This window comes from Nonomuraea harbinensis (genome assembly GCF_019396385.1).
Classification (GTDB): Bacteria; Actinomycetota; Actinomycetes; order Streptosporangiales; family Streptosporangiaceae; genus Nonomuraea; species Nonomuraea ferruginea.
Window position 1 is genome coordinate 268,246 of record NZ_JAHKRN010000003.1, and the last position, 18,773, is coordinate 287,018.

General features: G+C 71.9%; 24 protein-coding genes. 18 read left to right on the forward strand and 6 right to left on the reverse strand.

Annotated elements, in window-relative coordinates:
* Positions 1–17: 17 nt before the first annotated feature.
* Positions 18–209: a hypothetical protein gene (locus KME79_RS04695; RefSeq protein ID WP_148032647.1), complete on the reverse strand. Its 192-nt coding sequence runs from the start codon at positions 207–209 to the stop codon at positions 18–20.
* A gap of 226 nt (positions 210–435) precedes the next feature.
* Here KME79_RS04695 and hisD point away from each other — a divergent pair, with 226 nt between their 5' ends.
* The 9 genes from hisD to hisF are packed head-to-tail and all read left to right on the forward strand — an operon-like array spanning position 436 to position 6,413.
* On the forward strand, positions 436–1,743 hold the full coding sequence (gene hisD, locus KME79_RS04700) for a histidinol dehydrogenase (RefSeq protein WP_219543437.1): 1,308 nt from the start codon (positions 436–438) through the stop codon (positions 1,741–1,743).
* Positions 1,740–2,810 carry a histidinol-phosphate transaminase gene (locus tag KME79_RS04705; protein WP_219543438.1) on the forward strand — a complete coding sequence of 357 codons (1,071 nt, stop codon included), beginning with the start codon at positions 1,740–1,742 and terminating at the stop codon, positions 2,808–2,810. The genes hisD and KME79_RS04705 overlap by 4 nt, the downstream gene beginning before the upstream one ends.
* A complete protein-coding gene (hisB, locus tag KME79_RS04710; RefSeq protein ID WP_148032644.1) occupies positions 2,807–3,400 on the forward strand; it encodes an imidazoleglycerol-phosphate dehydratase HisB in 594 nt (197 codons plus the stop codon). The genes KME79_RS04705 and hisB overlap by 4 nt, the downstream gene beginning before the upstream one ends.
* Positions 3,397–3,552, forward strand: coding sequence for a CG2302 family histidine operon protein (locus KME79_RS04715; RefSeq protein ID WP_187281249.1), 156 nt, complete (start codon positions 3,397–3,399; stop codon positions 3,550–3,552). Before hisB ends, KME79_RS04715 begins: the two co-directional genes overlap by 4 nt.
* Positions 3,549–4,184: an imidazole glycerol phosphate synthase subunit HisH gene (gene hisH, locus KME79_RS04720; protein WP_187281248.1), complete on the forward strand. Its 636-nt coding sequence runs from the start codon at positions 3,549–3,551 to the stop codon at positions 4,182–4,184. The genes KME79_RS04715 and hisH overlap by 4 nt, the downstream gene beginning before the upstream one ends.
* Positions 4,177–4,506 carry a hypothetical protein gene (locus tag KME79_RS04725; protein WP_148032642.1) on the forward strand — a complete coding sequence of 110 codons (330 nt, stop codon included), beginning with the start codon at positions 4,177–4,179 and terminating at the stop codon, positions 4,504–4,506. The genes hisH and KME79_RS04725 overlap by 8 nt, the downstream gene beginning before the upstream one ends.
* A complete protein-coding gene (priA, locus tag KME79_RS04730) occupies positions 4,506–5,228 on the forward strand; it encodes a bifunctional 1-(5-phosphoribosyl)-5-((5-phosphoribosylamino)methylideneamino)imidazole-4-carboxamide isomerase/phosphoribosylanthranilate isomerase PriA (protein WP_148032641.1) in 723 nt (240 codons plus the stop codon). Before KME79_RS04725 ends, priA begins: the two co-directional genes overlap by 1 nt.
* 31 nt (positions 5,229–5,259) lie before the next feature.
* Positions 5,260–5,655: a Rid family hydrolase gene (locus tag KME79_RS04735; protein WP_246639251.1), complete on the forward strand. Its 396-nt coding sequence runs from the start codon at positions 5,260–5,262 to the stop codon at positions 5,653–5,655.
* The gene (gene hisF, locus KME79_RS04740; RefSeq protein WP_148032640.1) at positions 5,652–6,413 is read left to right on the forward strand and encodes an imidazole glycerol phosphate synthase subunit HisF; all 762 of its coding nucleotides are present in this window, start codon (positions 5,652–5,654) and stop codon (positions 6,411–6,413) included. The genes KME79_RS04735 and hisF overlap by 4 nt, the downstream gene beginning before the upstream one ends.
* On the opposite strand, the gene KME79_RS04745 is transcribed toward hisF, so the two are convergent.
* The 3 genes from KME79_RS04745 to KME79_RS04755 form a co-directional block, all read right to left on the reverse strand.
* The gene (locus KME79_RS04745; RefSeq protein WP_219543439.1) at positions 6,410–7,771 is read right to left on the reverse strand and encodes a glutamine synthetase family protein; all 1,362 of its coding nucleotides are present in this window, start codon (positions 7,769–7,771) and stop codon (positions 6,410–6,412) included. The genes hisF and KME79_RS04745 overlap by 4 nt on opposite strands.
* Before the next feature lie 61 nt (positions 7,772–7,832).
* A complete protein-coding gene (locus tag KME79_RS04750; RefSeq protein ID WP_187281247.1) occupies positions 7,833–7,994 on the reverse strand; it encodes a hypothetical protein in 162 nt (53 codons plus the stop codon).
* A gap of 215 nt (positions 7,995–8,209) precedes the next feature.
* On the reverse strand, positions 8,210–8,851 hold the full coding sequence (locus KME79_RS04755; protein WP_219543440.1) for a TIGR03085 family metal-binding protein: 642 nt from the start codon (positions 8,849–8,851) through the stop codon (positions 8,210–8,212).
* 115 nt (positions 8,852–8,966) lie between these two features.
* Here KME79_RS04755 and KME79_RS04760 point away from each other — a divergent pair, with 115 nt between their 5' ends.
* Positions 8,967–10,805, forward strand: a complete 1,839-nt coding sequence (locus KME79_RS04760; protein ID WP_219543492.1) for an ABC transporter ATP-binding protein — start codon at positions 8,967–8,969, stop codon at positions 10,803–10,805.
* Entirely contained in the window at positions 10,802–12,589 is a 1,788-nt protein-coding gene (locus KME79_RS04765; RefSeq protein WP_148032636.1) for an ABC transporter ATP-binding protein, read from the forward strand. The genes KME79_RS04760 and KME79_RS04765 overlap by 4 nt, the downstream gene beginning before the upstream one ends.
* A gap of 5 nt (positions 12,590–12,594) precedes the next feature.
* Here the strand turns inward: KME79_RS04765 and KME79_RS04770 are convergent, their stop codons facing one another.
* A complete protein-coding gene (locus KME79_RS04770) occupies positions 12,595–12,978 on the reverse strand; it encodes an ATP-binding protein (protein ID WP_219543441.1) in 384 nt (127 codons plus the stop codon).
* Entirely contained in the window at positions 12,971–13,798 is an 828-nt protein-coding gene (locus tag KME79_RS04775) for an MEDS and STAS domain-containing protein (protein WP_219543442.1), read from the reverse strand. Before KME79_RS04775 ends, KME79_RS04770 begins: the two co-directional genes overlap by 8 nt.
* 140 nt (positions 13,799–13,938) lie before the next feature.
* On the opposite strand from KME79_RS04775, the gene KME79_RS04780 reads away from it, so the two are divergent.
* The 7 genes from KME79_RS04780 (at position 13,939) to trpB (ending at position 18,761) form a co-directional block, all read left to right on the forward strand.
* Complete coding sequence (locus KME79_RS04780; RefSeq protein WP_148032633.1) at positions 13,939–14,280, forward strand: STAS domain-containing protein; 342 nt, start codon at positions 13,939–13,941, stop codon at positions 14,278–14,280.
* Between the two features lie 86 nt (positions 14,281–14,366).
* Positions 14,367–14,738: a phosphoribosyl-AMP cyclohydrolase gene (hisI, locus tag KME79_RS04785; RefSeq protein ID WP_219543443.1), complete on the forward strand. Its 372-nt coding sequence runs from the start codon at positions 14,367–14,369 to the stop codon at positions 14,736–14,738.
* The gene (locus KME79_RS04790; protein ID WP_219543444.1) at positions 14,739–15,317 is read left to right on the forward strand and encodes a Trp biosynthesis-associated membrane protein; all 579 of its coding nucleotides are present in this window, start codon (positions 14,739–14,741) and stop codon (positions 15,315–15,317) included.
* Positions 15,318–15,544: 227 nt separating this feature from the next.
* Entirely contained in the window at positions 15,545–16,114 is a 570-nt protein-coding gene (locus tag KME79_RS04795; protein WP_148032630.1) for a CD225/dispanin family protein, read from the forward strand.
* 6 nt (positions 16,115–16,120) lie between these two features.
* The gene (locus tag KME79_RS04800; protein WP_148032629.1) at positions 16,121–16,552 is read left to right on the forward strand and encodes a DUF2752 domain-containing protein; all 432 of its coding nucleotides are present in this window, start codon (positions 16,121–16,123) and stop codon (positions 16,550–16,552) included.
* A gap of 125 nt (positions 16,553–16,677) precedes the next feature.
* The gene (trpC, locus tag KME79_RS04805) at positions 16,678–17,517 is read left to right on the forward strand and encodes an indole-3-glycerol phosphate synthase TrpC (protein ID WP_219543445.1); all 840 of its coding nucleotides are present in this window, start codon (positions 16,678–16,680) and stop codon (positions 17,515–17,517) included.
* Positions 17,518–17,537: 20 nt separating this feature from the next.
* Positions 17,538–18,761 carry a tryptophan synthase subunit beta gene (trpB, locus tag KME79_RS04810; protein WP_148034733.1) on the forward strand — a complete coding sequence of 408 codons (1,224 nt, stop codon included), beginning with the start codon at positions 17,538–17,540 and terminating at the stop codon, positions 18,759–18,761.
* Positions 18,762–18,773: the final 12 nt, after the last annotated feature.

The following is an 18,773-nucleotide window of genomic DNA, read 5'->3' on the forward strand; positions in this document are numbered from 1 at the left end:
ATAACCTGACAGTTCGGTCAAGCCGGGGCGTGGCCGTCCTCGACGAGCTGGCCCAGGTCGACCCCGTGCAGGGCGAGCTCGGTCACGCTGGCGCAGTATCCCTGCAGGTAGAGGCGGCCGCCGATGTCGTGTGAGATGCGGAGGAGCGGCCGGTCGTCGAGCACGATGGCCTCCACCACGATGCCGCCCGGGGCACGCCAGATCGCCATGCCAGGATCGTACAAAGGTGTAGGTAAAGCACAAGTAATGACAAAGTAGACATAAAGTCCGATGGCCGGAGGGAAAGGCTCGTCAAAGGGCGGGTGTGTCAGTTCCCTCGGATCATGGGGAGGCGTCAGCGCCGAGTTTTACCCGGCCGTCCCTCTTGGGCTCGCCCGGAGTGTCCGCATGCTGGACGGAAGCGGATTCAGGGGTTGGACTCCGTAGACTGTGGGGGTGATTTCCCGTATCGACATGCGCGGGTCCCTTCCTGCGGACCTGCGCGACGTGCTGCCCCGCGCCGAGCTCGACGTCGAGGCCGCCCTGGAGAAGGTGCGGCCCATCTGCGAGGACGTGCGCCATCGCGGGGCGGCAGCCGTACGGGAGCTGACCGCCAGGTTCGACGGTGTCGAGATCGCCACCACCCGGGTGCCCGCCGAGGCGATCGCCGGGGCGCTCGCCGGGCTCGACCCGAAGGTCAGGGCCGCGCTGGAGGAGTCCATCCGCCGCACCAGGCTGGTCCACCGCGACCAGCGCCGCACCGAGGTCACCACCCAGGTGGTGCCCGGCGGCACCGTCACCGAGCGGTGGGTGCCGGTCGACCGCGTGGGCCTCTACGTGCCCGGCGGGCGCGCCGTCTACCCGTCGTCGGTGGTGATGAACGTCGTCCCGGCCCAGGAGGCCGGGGTGCCCTCGCTGGCGGTGACCAGCCCCGCCCAGCGGGAGTTCGGCGGCCTGCCGCACCCGTCGATCCTGGCCGCCTGCGCGCTGCTCGGCGTCGACGAGGTCTACTCCGCGGGCGGCGCCCAGGCCGTGGCCATGTTCGCCTACGGCACCGAGGAGTGCCCGCCCGCCACCATGGTCACCGGCCCCGGCAACATCTGGGTGGCCGCGGCCAAGCGGCTGCTCAAGGGCCGCATCGGCATCGACAGCGAGGCCGGCCCCACCGAGATCGCGATCCTGGCCGACGCCACCGCCGACCCGGTGCACGTCGCCGCCGACCTGATCAGCCAGGCCGAGCACGACGTCATCGCCGCCGCCGTCCTCGTCACCGACAGCGAGGAGCTGGCCGAGGGCGTGGAGAAGGAGCTGCCCGCCCAGGTGGCGGCCACCCGCCACAGCGAGCGCATCGCCGAGGCGCTGCGCGGCCGCCAGTCCGCGATCGTGCTGGTCGACGACCTCGAGGCCGGCCTGAAGGTGGTCGACGCCTACGCCGCCGAGCACCTGGAGATCCAGACCGCCGACGCCGCCGCCGTGGCCGCCCGGGTACGCAACGCCGGCGCGGTCTTCGTCGGCCCGTACGCCCCGGTCTCGCTGGGCGACTACCTCGCGGGGTCCAACCACGTGCTGCCCACCGGCGGCTGCGCCTGCCACTCCGGCGGGCTGTCGGTGCAGACGTTCCTGCGCGGCATCCACGTCGTCGACTACACCCGTGAGGCCCTGGCCGAGGCGGCCGCCCACGTGTCGGTGCTGGCCGACGCCGAGGACCTGCCCGCCCACGGCGCCGCGATCCGCGCCCGCTTCGACTGGCAGGTGCCGTCATGAACCTGGACGACCTGCCCATCCGCGACGACCTGCGCGGCAAGAGCCCCTACGGGGCGCCGCAGATCGACGTCCCCGTGCGGCTCAACACCAACGAGAACCCGCATCCTCCGTCCGCCGAGCTGGTCGCCGACCTGGCCGAGGCGGTCGGCAGGGTCTCGGGCGAGCTCAACCGCTACCCCGACAGAGACGCCGTCGAGCTGCGCGCCGCGCTGGCCGACTACCTGGGCCACGGCCTGACCACCGCGCAGGTGTGGGCGGCCAACGGCTCCAACGAGATCATCCAGCAGATCCTGCAGGCGTTCGGCGGCCACGGCCGCAGCGCGCTGGGGTTCGAGCCTTCCTACTCGATGCACCCGATCATCACGACCGGCACCAGCACCGAGTGGATCCACGCCGCCCGCGAGGAGGACTTCTCGCTCGACCCGGGCAAGGTCGTGGCGGCGATCGGCGAGCACCGGCCCGACGTCGTGTTCGTGGCCTCGCCCAACAACCCGACGGGCACCGCCCAGCCACTGGAGACGATCGAGGCGATCCTGGACGCGGCGCCCGGCATGGTCGTGGTCGACGAGGCCTACGCCGAGTTCGCCCGCGAGGGCACGCCGTCGGCGCTCACCCTGCTGCCGCGCCACCCCAGGCTGATCGTCACCCGCACCATGTCCAAGGCGTTCGCCATGGCCGGCACCCGGCTGGGCTACCTGGCCGCCCACCCCGCCGTGGTGGAGGCGCTGCTGCTGGTGCGGCTGCCGTACCATCTGTCGACGCTCACCCAGACGGCGGCGCTGGTGGCGCTGTGCCACCGCGCGGAGCTGCTGGGCACCGTCGACGCGCTGCGGCGGGAGCGTGACGCTACGGTTGACTGGCTGCGGTCCAAGGGGCTGGCGGTCGCCGACTCCGACGCCAACTTCGTGCTGTTCGGGCGTTTCCCCGACCGGCGCGCGGTGTGGGAGGGGCTGCTGGCGAGGGGCGTGCTCATCCGCGAGGTGGGCCCGCCCGAATGGCTGAGGGTGTCGATCGGCACCGGTGAGGAGATGGCGGCGTTCCGCGCCGCCATGGAGGGAGTTCTGTGAGTCGCGTAGGCCGCGTCGAGCGCACGACGAAGGAGACGTCCGTCCTGGTCGAGGTCAACCTCGACGGCACGGGCGCCGTGGACGTGTCCACCGGGGTCGGCTTCTTCGACCACATGCTGGCGCAGATCGGCAAGCACGGGCTGATCGACCTGACCGTCAAGACCGAGGGCGACCTGCACATCGACTCCCACCACACGATCGAGGACACCGCGCTCGCGCTGGGCGCCGCGCTCCGCGAGGCGCTGGGCGACAAGTCGGGCATCAGGCGGTTCGGTAGTGCGTCGTGCCCGCTCGACGAGGCGCTCGCCGAGGTCACCGTCGACCTGTCCGGCCGCCCCTACCTGGTCCACTCCGAGCCCGAGGGCATGGCCCCGATGATCGGCCCCGACTACGACACCACGATGACGCGCCACATCCTGGAGTCGATCGTCGCCCAGGCCGCCATCTGCCTGCACGTCCGCGTCCCGTACGGCCGCAACGCCCACCACATCGTGGAGGCGCAGTTCAAGGCGCTGGCCAGGGCGCTGCGCGCGGCGTCGGAGCGTGACCCGCGGTCGACCGGGGTGCCGAGCACCAAGGGCGTGCTATGACCGAAAACGCGATCGCCGTCATCATGGTGTTCCTCGGCCTGTTCCTCATCGGCGGCGTGGTGTCGCTGATCAAGCAGGGCATGAAGGTCGGGGCCGCCGTGTGCGGGCTGGGCGCGGCGATGGCACTGTTCGCGGGGGTGATGTGGTGGTGAGCAAGAACGTCGTGGTGCTCGACTACGGGTCCGGCAACCTCCGCTCGGCCGAGCGGGCGCTGGCCAGGGTCGGCGCCGATGTGACCGTCACCTCCGACTTCGACGCCGCGCTGGAGTGCGACGGCCTGGTGGTGCCGGGCGTCGGCGCGTTCGCCGCCTGCATGGCCGGTCTCAAAGGCGTGCGCGGCGACCAGATCGTCGGCAGGAGGCTGGCCGGCGGCCGGCCGGTGCTGGGCATCTGCGTCGGCATGCAGATCCTGTTCGCCCGCGGCGTCGAGCACGGCGTGCAGACCGCCGGCTGCGACGAGTGGCCGGGCACGGTCGAGCGGCTCGACGCGCCGGTGCTGCCGCACATGGGCTGGAACACCGTCAAGGCGCCGGCGGGCAGCGTGCTGTTCGCCGGGATCGACCCCGCCACCCGCTTCTACTTCGTGCACTCCTACGGGGTGCGCGAGTGGGAGCTGCGCACCGGCGACGGCTTCGCCGAGCCGGTGGTCACCTGGGCCGAGCACGGCGTGCCGTTCGTGGCCGCGGTCGAGAACGGCCCGCTGATGGCCACCCAGTTCCACCCGGAGAAGTCCGGCGACGCCGGCGCCGCGCTGCTGAGCAACTGGCTCGGCACCCTTGAGTAAGGAGCGGGCGCGCCGCCGCGCCGAGCGCGAGGCCGCGCGGGCGCGGGCCATCCGCCTCAACGAGGAGCGCCAGGCCCGCCGCGCCCGTCGCAGGGCGGCACTGGCCCGCCTGGTGCCGCGCCCGGTCCGGGTCGCGCGGCAGGGCGGGCTGCTGGCCCGCCGCCACCGCGCCCAGAACGCCGCGGTCGCGCTGGGCTTCCTCCTCGTGCAGGTGCTGGCCTGGCTGATGTGGGGCTCGCCGCTGGTGACCTTCGGCGTGTTCGTCTGCTCCCTGCTCCTGCTCCCCGTACTCGTCACACTCGCTTTCGACCGGAGGACCTGATGTCGCTCGTTTTGCTCCCCGCCGTGGACGTCGCGTACGGCGAGGCCGTACGCCTCGTCCAGGGTGAGGCCGGGACCGAGACCGGCTACGGCGAGCCGCTGGCCGCCGCGCTGGCCTGGCAGGAGGCGGGCGCGGAGTGGATCCATCTGGTCGACCTGGACGCGGCCTTCGGCCGCGGCTCCAACCGCGAGCTGATCACCGACCTGATCGGCCGGCTGGACGTGAACGTGGAGTTGTCGGGCGGCATCCGCGACGACGAGTCGCTGGCGGCGGCGCTGGCCACCGGCTGCCGCCGGGTCAACATCGGCACGGCCGCGCTGGAGAACCCCGAGTGGTGCCGCAAGATCATCGCTGAGCACGGCGACAAGATCGCGGTCGGCCTGGACGTGCGCGGCACCACGCTCGCCGCCCGCGGCTGGACCGAGGACGCCGGTGACCTGTGGGAGGTGTTCGACCGGCTGGAGGCCGACGGCTGCCCCCGCTACGTGGTCACCGACGTTACCAAGGACGGCACGCTCAAGGGCCCCAACCTCGACCTGCTGAAGCAGGTCTGCGCACGCACCGACAGGCCCGTCGTGGCCAGCGGCGGCATCTCCTCGCTCGACGACCTGTCCGCACTGGCTTCTCTCGTCCCCGACGGCGTGGAAGGTGCCATCGTGGGAAGGGCCCTGTACGCCCAGGCGTTCACGCTGGAGAGCGCACTGGCCACTGTCCGCAGTTAGATCCCTGTCGGGAGGGGGCGTGATGGGCACCATGAGCATGGACAGCATCGGCACGCGGGTGTTTTCGGGCGGCGTCTGGGAGGAGAAGTACGGATACGCGCGAGCGGTCATCGCCGGAGACCGGGTCATCGTGTCGGGCTGCACCTCCACCGTCGAGGGGGAGGTCCGCCACGTCGGCGACCCCTACCATCAGGCGCTCACCGCGATGGAGATCGCGCTGGAGGCCGTGGTGAAGGGCGGGCTGTCGCGCGAGGACGTCGTCATGGTGCGCTACTACGTGGTGGATCAGCGCCACTTCGACCAGGTGGGCAAGGCCATCGCGGAGGTGTTCGGCAAGGTCCGTCCGGCCTGCACCGGAGTGCGGGTGGCCGGCCTGGTCGACCCGAGGATGCTGGTAGAGATCGAGATAGAGGCACAACGAGCATGACCGTAGCCGTCAGAGTGATCCCCTGCCTGGACGTCGACGCCGGGCGGGTGGTCAAGGGCGTCAACTTCGAGAACCTGCGCGACGCGGGCGACCCGGTGGAGCTGGCCAGGCGCTATGACGAGGAGGGCGCCGACGAGCTGACCTTCCTCGACATCACCGCCTCCTCAGGTGAGCGCGACACCATGCTGGACGTCGTGCGCCGCACGGCCGAGCAGGTGTTCATCCCGCTCACCGTGGGCGGCGGGGTTCGGTCCGCCGACGACGTCGACCGGCTGCTGCGCGCGGGCGCCGACAAGGTGTCGCTCAACACCGCGGCGATCGCCAGGCCGGAGCTGCTCACCGAGGCGTCGCGCCGGTTCGGCGCGCAGTGCGTGGTGCTGTCGGTCGACGCCCGGCGGGCGCCGGGCACGCCGAGCGGCTTCGAGGTCACCACCCACGGCGGCCGCCGCGGCACCGGCATCGACGCGGTGGAGTGGGCGGCCAGGGGCGAGGAGCTGGGCGTGGGCGAGATCCTGCTCAACTCGATGGACGGCGACGGCACCCTCGACGGCTACGACCTGGAGATGATCCGCGCGGTCCGGGCCGTCGTGCGGGTGCCGGTGATCGCCAGCGGCGGGGCCGGGCGCCTGGAGGACTTCCCTCCCGCCGTGGCGGCCGGCGCCGACGCGGTGCTGGCCGCCAGCGTGTTCCACTTCGGCACGCTGAAGATCGCCGAGGTGAAGGACACCCTCCGGGCGGCCGGCCACCCGGTCCGCTAGAACACCCGCATGTGCTGGAAGCACTCGTAGGAGGCGTCCCGTCCGGCGAACGCGGCCGCCTCCGAGCGCTTGACCGCGAGGAAGGCGTCGCGCCGCAGCGGGCCCAGCGCCTCCGTCAGCGTCTCGTCCGCCTCCAGCGCGTCGAGCGCCTCGTCCAGGGAGGCGGGCAGGCGCGGGTAGAGGCCGGGGCGGGTGTCGGGGTCGACCGTGACCGGCTCGCCCGGGTCGAGCTTGCGGCGGATGCCGTCCATCCCCGCGTGGATGACCGCGCCGAGCGACAGGTAGGGGTTGGCGGAGGAGTCGGACGGCTTCAGCTCCAGATTGGGCTCGCCGAGCTCGCCCAGCGGCGAGCAGACGCGGACCGCCGCCTCCCTGTTGTCGGGGCCGTAGACGGCGTACGCGCTCGACCACCTGCGCGGCGCCAGGCGGCGGAAGCTGTTGACGCTGCCGCAGGTGAGCGCGGTCAGCGCGGGCAGGTGGGCGAGGAGCCCGCCGATGAACCAGGCGCGCACGTCGCCGTCCTCGCCGAACACGTTCGTGCCGTCGCGCCACAGCGACAGGTGCAGATGGGCGCCGTTGCCCGCCTGGTCGGCCAAGGGTTTGGGGGCGAGCGACGCCCACATCGCCATGCGCATGGCGACCCCGCGCACGGTCTCGCGGTAGAGCACGTGGTTGTCGGCGGCGCGCAGCGCGGGCGCGTGGCGTACGGACAGCTCCTGCTGGCCGGGGCCGAGCTCGGGATGGCAGTGCTCGACCCGTAGCCCCTGGGTCTCCAGGGCGCGGATCAGCTTGATCGTGTAGTCGTGCGCGGTGTCGAAGCCGGTGCCCGCGTAGCAGAGGGAGTCGTCGATCGGGACCAGGCGGTCGGGCCCGCCGGACGGATCGGGGAGCCGGCGGCCGAGCGTGAACTCCGGCTCGAAGGCCGCCAGCAGCAGGTAGCCCTCGGCCGCGAGTGAGGCCACCGCGTCCTTGAGGAAGGAGCGCGAGCAGGCCTCCCAGGGGGAGCCGTCGGGCAGGCGCAGGTCTGACAGCATCGCGGCCGCGCCGGGCGCGTGGGGGAGGGTGACGTAGGTGGAGGGGTCGGGAACGATGCGCACCTCGCCCACCGGACCCATGTGCTCGACGTCCTGCAACTGGTCGAGCATGTTCATCGCCATCATGGCCACCGTGTGCCCGATGCCGGACGTGAGCCGCTCCGCGAGACGCGACCGGGAGGCGGCCTTGCCGCGGACGACGCCGCCGTGGTCGACGTACAGAAAGCGGATCAGCTCCACGCCTTCGAGCTCCGCTCGCTCGAGGATGCGCCCGACCCCGGGGTCGGGCTGGTGGAGCGTGTTGGCGCCTGGACGATCTGTCATCCTGCCTGCGTAACACGTCTGGGCGGCGCGGGGAAGCATCTTCCGCAGACAGGACCGACTATCAGGTCAAGACATTGGTAAAGAAGACAGCCAACTGGTTGGCTCCGTTGATGATTCCGTCAAATACTCCGTTGACCGCGGCGGCGGCTTCGGCCGGCCGGGTGAACAGGTAGAAGACCACGAACGCCACCAACACGTACGTGAGCACCTTCTTGACCTGCATGGGGGGCCTCCTGCAGTCCGTTCCCAGCCGTATATACCCGGATCTGGGCGATCACCTTGCATCTTCTGTGAAGATGTTCATGATCCTAACCGGGGGGCTTGTCTCTGGCCCATGGTACGGCCTGCCGGCGCCGCGGGAGCGCCTTCCGCGCAAGGGTTTTCCGGCGTCGCAGGTGAGGGTGTGCCGTGACCCTCGTCACCATGCCCCGCCCCTGGTCAGACGCCCAGCCGGGCGCTCCTCAGCCGCTCGATCGCGTCGGCGTCGCCGCTCAGCTCGGCGCGGGAATGCGCCTGGCGGCCGAAGCAGAAAAGCAACAGTTCGCTCGCCGTTCCGCTCACCTCGACCTTGGGACCCTGCTGGGCGCCGCCCAGGACCACGGACCTGGCCCCGCCGCCGCCCCGGCGGTGGAGCACCACGCCGACGGGGGCGCGGCGCAGCATCATCTTCGCCATGGCCGACAGCCGCTTCCAGATCAGGTCCTCGAAGTCGGCGGGCAGCTCGCGCGGCTCCCAGCCCGGCTGGGCGCGCCGCACGTCCTCGTGGTGGACGAAGAACTCCATGGTGTTGACCGCCGTGTCGAGGAACGGCAGCAGCCCGTACACGCCGCCGGGCTTGCGCACCAGGGCGACCAGCGCGGGGAACGGGTGCTTGGCCTTCAGCCCGCGCTGCACCGAAGCCGTGTGGCCGGCCAGCGCGCGCACCGCGATGCCCGGCATCGCGTCGGGCCGGCGCTCGCGCAACGCCAGGTGCGCGGCCAGGTCGTAGGTGTCCCAGCCCTCGCAGAGGGTCGGCTCTCCGGGGCCGAGCTGGTCGAGCAGGTCGCAGAGTGCGGCGCGTTCGCTACGGGCGTGAGTCACATCGTCAACCCTACCTGTGGGAATAACGGGGCGATCAGACGTGATAGTGACTTACGTAGAAACGTCGGGTGTGAAAGGAATTTTCCGAGTGGCGAACAAGGTCACCTCGGCCGTCATGCGTCAAGGGCTTCGCGTCCTTGGGGTGGCCATTCGCACCGAGAAGGTGGTGTTCACCTTCGCCGTGCTGGCGAGCGCCGTCTACGGCGGGATGACCGTCGCCTCGGCCTGGGCGCTCGGCTGGGCGACCCAGAACGTCGTGCTCGCCGCGTTCGACCGGGGGGAGGTCACCACCGGCGCGCTCTGGACCGGCGTGCTGCTCATCATGGGGACCGCCCTGCTCAAGGCGCTGGGCGTGGCCGGGCGGCGCATCCTGGCCGGGCTGATGCAGTATCGCATGCAGGCCCGCTCCCGCCGCGACGTCACCAAGCAGTATCTGCGCCTGCCGTTGTCCTGGCACCACCGCCACCCCACCGGCCAGCTGCTGTCGAACGCCAGCTCCGACGCCGAGGCCGCGTGGGCGCCGCTGGCGCCGCTGCCGATGGCCGTCGGCGTGGTCGTCATGCTGTTCACCGCGGCGATCGGCATCCTGTTCACCGACCTCATGCTCGCCCTGGTCGGCTTCTTCATCTTCCCGGCCATCGCGCTGCTGAACCTCGTCTACCAGCGCCGGCTCAGCCCTCTCGTGACTCGCGCCCAGCAGCTCCGGGCCGAGGTGAGCGAGATCGCCCACGAGAGCTTCGACGGCGCGCTCGTCGTCAAGACCCTCGGCAGGGAGGAGCTGGAGACCGACCGGTTCCGCCGTCGCGCCCACGAGCTGCGCGACGCCAACATCGCCGTCGGCAAGGTGCGCGGCCTGTTCGACCCCCTGCTGGAGGCGCTGCCGACGCTCGGCGTGCTCGCCGTCCTGGCCGTCGGCGCGCTGCGGCTGTCCACCGGCTCGATCGACTCCGGGCAGCTCGTCCAGGTCGCCTACCTGTTCACGCTGCTGTCGTTCCCGATCAGGGCGCTCGGCTGGGTGCTGGCCGAGCTGCCGCGCAGCGTCGTCGGCTGGGGCCGGGTGCAGGCCGTGCTGGACGCCGAGGGCTCCATGACCTACGGCGAGACCGCGTCCCGGCCCGACGGCCCCGCGTCCCTGGAGGTCAAGGACGTCTCCTACGCCTACGGCGACACCGAGGTGCTGCACGAGGTCAGCTTCGACGTGCCCGCCGGGCGCACCGTCGCCCTGGTCGGGCCCACCGGCTCCGGCAAGTCCACGCTGGTGCAGCTCCTGGTCCGGCTCGTGGACCCCGCCTCGGGCCAGGTCCGGCTCGACGGCGTGGACCTGCGCGACCTGCCCTACGGCGGCATCGCCGAGTCGGTGGCGCTGGTGCCGCAGCAGACGTTCCTCTTCGACGACACCGTACGCGGCAACATCGCGCTCGGCCTGCCCGTCGACGACGAGCGGGTGTGGCGGGCGCTGCGCCTGGCGCAGGCCGACGGCTTCGTCGCCGGGCTCGGCGACGGCCTCGGCACCCACGTTGGCGAGCGCGGCACCACCCTGTCCGGCGGCCAGCGCCAGCGCCTCGCGCTGGCCAGGGCGGTCGTCCGCGAGCCCCGCCTGCTCATACTCGACGACGCCACGTCCAGCGTCGACCCGCAGGTCGAAGCCAGGATCCTGTACGGGCTGCGAGACCGGTCGCAGGCGTCGACCGTCGTGGTCGTCGCCTACCGGATGGCCACGATCGCGCTCGCCGACGAGGTCGTCTTCCTCGACCGGGGCCGGGTCGCCGACCGCGGCACCCACGCGGAACTGCTGGACCGCTGCCCCGGCTACCGCGACCTGGTGACCGCCTACGAGCGCGAGGAGCTGGAACGGGCCACGCTCGACACGGACACGGACACGGACACGGACACGGACACAGACACGGACACCGACCGGCGGCCCGGTCTCGAAGAGGAAGAGATCCGCGCATGACCGTCGAAAGCGGGCGCATCGGCGCCGGTGCCGAGAGATCCGCCTGGGGCGTGGTCCGGCAAGGACTGTCGCTGACCCCCGAGTTCCGCAAGGGCCTGGGGGTCACGCTGGTGCTGGCCGTGATCGCCACCAGCGGCAAGATCATCGTTCCGCTGGCCGTGCAGCAGACCATCGACACCGGGATCGCCACCGGCCATCCGGATCTGCCGTACATCACCCGGATGGTCGCGGTGTGCGCCATGGCGGTGCTGCTGACCGCGGCGGCCGCGTACCTGATGAACGTCCGGCTCTACAAGGCGACCGAGTCGTCGCTGGCCACGCTGCGGGTGCGCGGCTTCCGGCACGTGCACGACCTGTCCGTGCTCACCCAGAACACCGAGCGGCGCGGCGCCCTGGTCTCCCGCGTCACCAACGACATCGACCAGATCAGCACGTTCATGCAGTGGGGCGGGCTGATGATCATCATGGCCTTCGGGCAGCTGATCATCGCCTCCGTGCTGATGTTCGTCTACTCCTGGCAGCTCACGCTGCTGGTGTGGGCCTGCTTCGTGCCGTTGATGATCGCGTTGCCGCGCTTCCAGCGCTGGCTGTCGGCCGCCTACACCCGGGTACGTGAGCGCACCGGCGACATGCTGGCCGCGGTCAGCGAGTCCGTCGTGGGCGCCGCCGTGATCCGCGCCTACGCCACCGAGCGGCGCACCGCCGAGCGCATCGACCAGGCCGTGGACGCCAACAAGGCCGCCCAGGTCAAGGCGCAGACCATCGTCGGGTTCGTGTTCCCGCTGACGGAGATCGTGGCGGCCCTGGCCATCGCCGGGATCGTGCTGCTCGGCGTGCGGCTCGGCCTGTCGGGCGACATCACCGCCGGCCAGCTGGTCGCCTTCCTGTTCCTCATCACGCTGTTCGTGGCGCCGATGCAGACCGCCACCGAGGTGCTCAACGAGGCGCAGAACGCCATCGCGGGCTGGCGGCGGGTGCTCGGCGTCATCGACACGCCCGCCGACGTGGCCGACCCCGGCGACGACGGCACCGCGCCGCCGCGCGGCCCCATCTCCGTCGCCTTCGAGGACGTCACCTTCGCCTACCCCGGCGGCCCGCCCGTGCTGCGCGAGGTCACCGTGGACATCCCGCCCCGCTCACGCCTCGCCGTCGTCGGCGAGACCGGCTCGGGCAAGACCACCTTCGCCAAGCTGCTCACCCGCCTCATGGACCCGGTCTCGGGCCGCGTCCTCGTCGACGGGCACGACCTGCGCGGCGTCCGCTTCTCCTCGCTGCGCGAGCGCATCGTCATGGTGCCGCAGGACGGCTTCCTGTTCGACGGCACGCTCCAGGAGAACATCCTGTACGGCAAGCCGTCGGCCACCCGTGAGGAGATCACGCTCGCCCTCACCGAGCTGGGCCTGGCCGACTGGCTGGAAGGCCTGCCCGCCGGCCTCGACACCCCGGTCGGCCAGCGCGGCGAGTCGCTGTCGGCGGGCGAGCGCCAGCTCGTCGCGCTGGCCCGCGCCTACCTGGCCGACCCCGACCTGCTGCTGCTCGACGAGGCGACCTCGGCCGTCGACCCGGCCACCGAGGTGCGGCTGGCCCGCGCCCTGGAAGGCGTCACCCGCGGCCGCACCGCCGTCACCATCGCGCACCGCCTGTCCACCGCCGAGAACGCCGACGAGGTCCTCGTCTTCGACGGCGGCCGGCTCGTCCAGCGCGGCCCGCACGCGGAGCTGGTGGGCGAGCCCGGCGTGTACGCCGACCTGCACGCCTCCTGGATCTCCGCCGCCCGCTCCTGACCGGCTCACGACGCCGCGAAGGTCACCGTCGTACCGCCGGGACCCGACACGATCGTGAGCTGCTCGCACAGGAGCCGCGTGAGCCACAGGCCCCGCCCGCCCGCCTCGAACGCGGTGGGCGGGGGCGAGGCGGTGGACCAGCCCGGCGGCAGGCCGGGGCCCTCGTCGGCGACCTCGCACCACAGCCGCCCGTGCTGCCACCACAGGCGCAGCCGCCCGCCGCCCCCGCCGTGCAGGACCGCGTTCGTGGTCACCTCGTTGACCGCCACCACGAAGTCCTCCAGCCGCCGGCCCGCCAGCCCCTCCTGGGCGGCGCGGGCCGTGACCATCTTGCGCAGCAGCGTGATCCGGCCGCGCGCGAAAGTCTGCGAGAGTATCTGCCTACACATCACCGGCCGGGCGCACGCCGAGGGCGTCGCCCGCCTTCAGCAGGCGCAGCAGCCGCGCCAGCGGGCCGCCGCACGCCACCACCGTCCGCCCCGGCCTCCTGGCCAGGGCCATCGCCACCAGCAGCTGCGCCGAGCCCGCGTCGATGAAGTCCAGCTCCGTGGCGTCGATCACGACCTCGTCCCGCTCGGCCCGCAGCGGCGCCAGGATCGAGGCGAACGCCTGGCGGTTCGTCAGGTCGACGTCGCCCCGCAGCCGCAGCCCCGGCGGCGACGACGTGGCGGCGTACCGCAGCAGCGCCTGCTCCGGCGAGATCGGGTGTACGCCCGTCACCCTGTCGAGCGCCTCACACGGGAACAGCGCCCGGTCGTACTGGCAGACGGCCGCCAGCCCGCACCGCCCGAACAGCGCGTTCACCGCCGACTCGGACGCCACCTGCCCCGGCGGGTCGTGCACTCCCCACGAGGCGTCGACCAGCGCGTACAGCCCCCGGTAGCCCTGGGCGAGAGCCCGCTCCCGGGCGGCCTCCAGCCGGTCGAGCGCCCGGCAGGGATCCGGCCGGCCGCCGGTCAGACGCGTGCCGGCGATCTCGATCCGCCCGGCCGACTCCGCCTCGCGGAACCCCGGCACCAGCGGCGTCAGCCACGCCCGCGTGCGGTCGGGGGAGTCGGCGTGCGTGATGATCAGCACCTTGGTGCGGCGGCGCAGCCCGTTGAGCGTGAACAGCCGGGTCGCGGCCCGCCGCTCCCGGTCGCCGAGGAACGGCAGGCATACGTGGTCGCCCAGGTCGGGGTCGAGGGCGGAGCCGGTGACACGGACCACGATGCGCTCCCTATCGGCGTGGTCTCGAAGATACCGGTCGGAGCGATATCACGCAGTGCGTTCTCCGTAAAACAGTCAGTGACGGACCAAGGAAAGGTGTAGCTTCGACGCGGGCCGCCTTGTCACAGGGCGTGAGGAGCATGGCGTTGGAACTGCTGCAGATGACTCGCCGGAAACACGGCGAGCGGACCGTGGTCAGCCTGGCCGGCGAGGTCGACGCGGACAACGTGTCGGAGGTGCGCACGTGCCTCGCCGAGGCGGTGCGGGCGCACGGCCCGCGCCTGGTCGTCGACCTCAGCAGGCTGACCTTCATCGACACCACGGGCCTGGGCGTGCTGGTGCGCCAGCTCGCCGCCCTGCGCGAACGCGACGGCACCATGGCGCTGGTCGCACCGGACGGCCAGGTCCTGCGCCGGCTCCGCCGCACCAACCTGGCCCCGCTCTTCCCCATCTACGACACCCTCTCCCAGGCCCTCGACTGACCTTCGCGCGCGTCCTGGAGCTCACGGGGAGGGCGCACGGCACGGGGGAGTGCGGGAGCGCGCCGCGGGGCTGGTTGAATGGCGGCATGCCGCTTGATCCCGAGATCGCCGCGAGACTGAAGCGCGACGGCGACGGGCTGGTGCCCGCGATCGTCCAGCAGCACGACACCGGTGAGGTGCTCATGCTCGCCTGGATGGACGACGAGGCGCTGCATCGCACGCTCACCACCGGCAGGGCCACGTACTGGTCCCGCAGCCGCCAGGAATACTGGGTCAAGGGCGACACGTCCGGTCATGTCCAGTACGTGCGAGAGGTCGCGCTCGACTGCGACGGCGACACCTTGCTGGTCCGGGTCGACCAGGTCGGCGCGGCGTGCCACACCGGCGACCGCACCTGCTTCGACGCCGACCGGCTGCAGGCCGTCCAGGGCGCCGCCGCCGCGCCCGCGGAGCGGTAGATGGGCTCCGGGCAGGGCGCGGGCCGGCGGGAGCTGTGGCTGTGGGTGGCGCTCACGGCCGCGGGCTGCCTCCTGGTGCTGCTCGCCGCGGGCCGCCCCTGGGTGGACGGCGTACGGGCGAGCGGCGAGCTGACGGTCCCCACCGGCGGCGACCTGAGCCCGGTGCTGACCCCGCTCGCCCTGGCGGGGCTGGCCGGGGTCGTCGCCGTGCTGGCCACCAAGGGCGCCGGACGGCGCGTCGTCGGCGCCCTGCTGGCGCTGTGCGGCATCGGCGCGGCGGCCGCGGCGTGGGGCGCCACCGGCCGGGCCGGGATCGAGACCTGGCTGCGCGAGCACAACGTGCTCAGCGCGGCGGGCCCGCTGGAGTGGGACGTCGTGACAGCGTGGCCCGCCGCCGCCGGGCTGGGCGCGCTGCTGATGCTCGCCGGCGGGGTCCTCGCCGTCATCCGCGGCGGCAGGTGGGCCGGCATGTCCGACCGGTACGAGCGAGCGGCCGACCGCCCCCGGCCCCGGGCCGACGGTGACAGGGCCCTGTGGGACGCGCTCGACCGCGGGGACGACCCCACCGAATCGCGCTGAGTTCGTTCACGTACGGATGTCTTTCCGGGCCTGTCCGCCCAGGCCGCCGGCGGCATGATGGTGACGCTGCCCGGTCTCGCCGCGACCGCGTCGGCCGGTTACTGAAGTTTTGCAGGCGGATTACAAGTTGTCCGCAAGCTGAACGTTATTGCATGTCGCCCATGGTTTGTCGCTAGGCTGCCGCGCGCACCTCACCACGAACTAACGATATGAGGAGTTAAAGGGACATGAGTTACGGAAACCAGGGCGACGGCGGATATGGCGCCCAGCCGCCCGGTGGCGGTTACGGTCAGCAGCCCCCGAGCGGTGGCGGCTACGGTCAGCAGCCGCCCAGCGGCGGTGGTTACGGCCAGCAGCCGCCCAGCGGTGGCGGCTACGGCCAGCAGCCCCCGAGCGGCGGCGGCTATGGTCAGCAGCCCCCGAGCGGTGGCGGTTACGGCGGTTACGGCGAGCAGCCGCCGAGCGGCGGCGGCTACGGCGGCCCGCCTCCCGGCTACGGCCAGCAGCCCGGCGGATACGGCACCCCGCCGGACAACCACCTGGTCGCCGCCATCCTGACGACCCTGTTCTGCTGCCTGCCCCTGGGCATCGTCTCGATCGTCAAGTCGACGCAGGTCAACCAGAAGTGGCAGATCGGCGACATGCAGGGTGCCATGGCCGCGTCCGAGGAGGCCAAGACCTGGTGGAAGCGGTCGCTGATCGCGGGCATCGCGATGTACGCCCTCATCATCGTGGGCTACATCGTCTTCTTCATGATTATCGCCGCGAGCGTCACGACCACCTATGGCACGTACTAAATAACCATGACCGACGCGAACCTCGATCGGCGCGGCGCTGACCGGCTCAAGGCAGTGCTCGCGCCGCTCGGTGTGGCCGCGGCCGCCGGCGCCGTCTTCGCGGTCGTCGGCACGATCGACCCCAACCAGCCGGGCAACTACCCGACCTGCCCCTTCCTGTGGGCGACGGGCCTCTACTGCCCCGGGTGCGGCACGCTGCGCACCATCCACGCACTCGCCCATCTCGACCCGGTGACGGCGCTCGGCCTGAACCCGCTGGCCCTGGCGATGGTCCCCTTCCTGCTGTTCTGGTGGGGACGGTGGATGGTGAACGCGTGGCGCGGCAGACCGCGGCGCACCACGCTCGCCCACCCCGCTTACCTGTGGGCGTTCCTGGCAATGGTGATTCTTTATTGGGTCGTCCGCAATCTCCCATTCGGGGTGTTCCTGGCTCCCTAGTCAACCCCCCTGTGGCGAGCCGACCTCGCCGGGGCCGATACCATCGCAGAGTACGGGGCCGGGAGCGGACGCCTTGCGAACTACCGGTCTCCACCCCCACTGCCGACCGGAGGGACCCTAAGCGCGTGAGTGAGCGGACGGAAGGACCTAGTGTCCTCGACGACATCCTCGACGGGGTGCGTGCCGATCTCGCCGCACGCCAGCAGACCGTGTCACTCGGCGAGCTCAAGCAGCGCGCCGAGCGGGCGCCGGCCCCCCGCGACGCGCTCGCCGCGCTGGGCGGCGACCGGGTCTCGGTGATCGCCGAGGTGAAGCGTTCCAGCCCGTCCAAGGGTGCGCTGGCCGCGATCGCCGACCCGGCGGCGCTGGCGGCCGACTACGAGGCGGGCGGCGCCCACGTGATCAGCGTGCTGACCGAGCGGCACAAGTTCGGCGGCAGCCTCGACGACCTGGCCGCCGTGCGCGCCCGGGTCGACATCCCCATCCTGCGCAAGGACTTCATCCTCACCTCCTACCAGCTCTGGGAGGCCCGGGCCCACGGCGCCGACCTGGCGCTGCTCATGGTCGTCTGCCTGGAGCAGGAGGCGCTGGTGTCGCTGATCGAGCGCGCCGAGTCCATCGGGCTCACCCCGCTCGTCGAGGTCCACACCGAGGAGGAGCTCGACCGGGCCGTCTCGGCGGGCGCCCGCGTCATCGGGGTCAACGCCCGCAATCTCAGAACTCTCGAAGTCGACCGCGACGTCTTCAGCAAGTTGGGGCCGAAGATCCCCGATAATGTCATCAAGATCGCAGAGTCGGGTGTGCGGGGCCCGCACGACCTGCTCGCCTACGCCAGATGGGGCGCCGACGCGGTGCTGGTGGGAGAGAGCCTGGTCACCGGCAAGGACCCGCGCAAGGCCGTGGAGGCGCTGGTGACCGCAGGCGCCCACCCGGCGACACGCCCGGATCACGGAGCAGAGGGATAGCAGTGGCAAACGAAGGCACGATCCTTACCGCCGCCGATCTCGCCGGTAACGGCGTCCACGGCGACGATCCCGATGTGCACGGCAAGTTCGGCATCTTCGGCGGCCGGTTCGTGCCCGAGGCGCTCATCCCGGCGCTCGACGAGGTCGCCCGCACCTACGCCGAGGCGCGCGCCGACGCGCGGTTCCTGCGCGAGTTCGACCACCTGCTGCGCACGTACGCGGGCCGGCCCACCACGCTCACCGACGTGCGGCGCTTCAGCGAGCAGGCCGGCGGCGCGCGGGTCATACTCAAGCGCGAGGACCTCACCCACACCGGCGCCCACAAGATCAACAACGTTCTGGGCCAGGCCCTGCTCACCAAGCGCCTCGGCAAGAAGCGCGTCATCGCCGAGACCGGAGCGGGCCAGCACGGCGTGGCCACCGCCACCGCCGCCGCGCTCCTCGGCCTCGAGTGCGTGATCTACATGGGCGCGGTCGACTGCGAGCGCCAGGCGCTCAACGTCGCCAGGATGAAGCTGCTCGGCGCCACCGTGGTCCCGGTCCACAACGGCTCCAAGACGCTCAAGGACGCCATCAACGAGGCGTTCCGCGACTGGGTCACCAACGTCGACACCACCCACTACCTGTTCGGCACCGTCGCGGGCCCGCACCCGTTCCCGGAGATCGTGCGCGACTTCGCCCGCATCATCGGCGTCGAGGCCCGCCGCCAGATGCTGGAGCTGACCGGCGCGCTGCCGACCGCGGTGTGCGCCGCCGTCGGCGGCGGCAGCAACGCCATCGGCATCTTCCACGCCTTCGTCGGCGACGAGGGCGTCCAGCTCCACGGCTACGAGGCCGCGGGCCGGGGTCTCGACAGCGGCGAGCACGCCCTGACCCTCACCGCCGGCACGGTCGGCGTGCTCCACGGCTCGCGCACCTACGTGCTGCAGGACGAGGAGGGGCAGACGATCGAGTCCCACTCGATCTCGGCCGGCCTCGACTATCCGGGCGTGGGCCCCGAGCACGCCTGGCTCAAGGACAGCGGCCGGGCCACCTACCACGGCGTCACCGACGACGCGGCCATGGCGGCGTTCTCGCTGCTGGCCAGGACCGAGGGCATCATCCCGGCCATCGAGTCCTCCCACGCCCTCGCGGGCGCGCTGGAGCTCGGCCGGGAGCTGGGCCCCGAGGCGACCATCCTGGTCAACCTCTCGGGGCGCGGCGACAAGGACATGGGCACGGCCATGAAGTACTTCAACCTCTGACGACCAGGACCA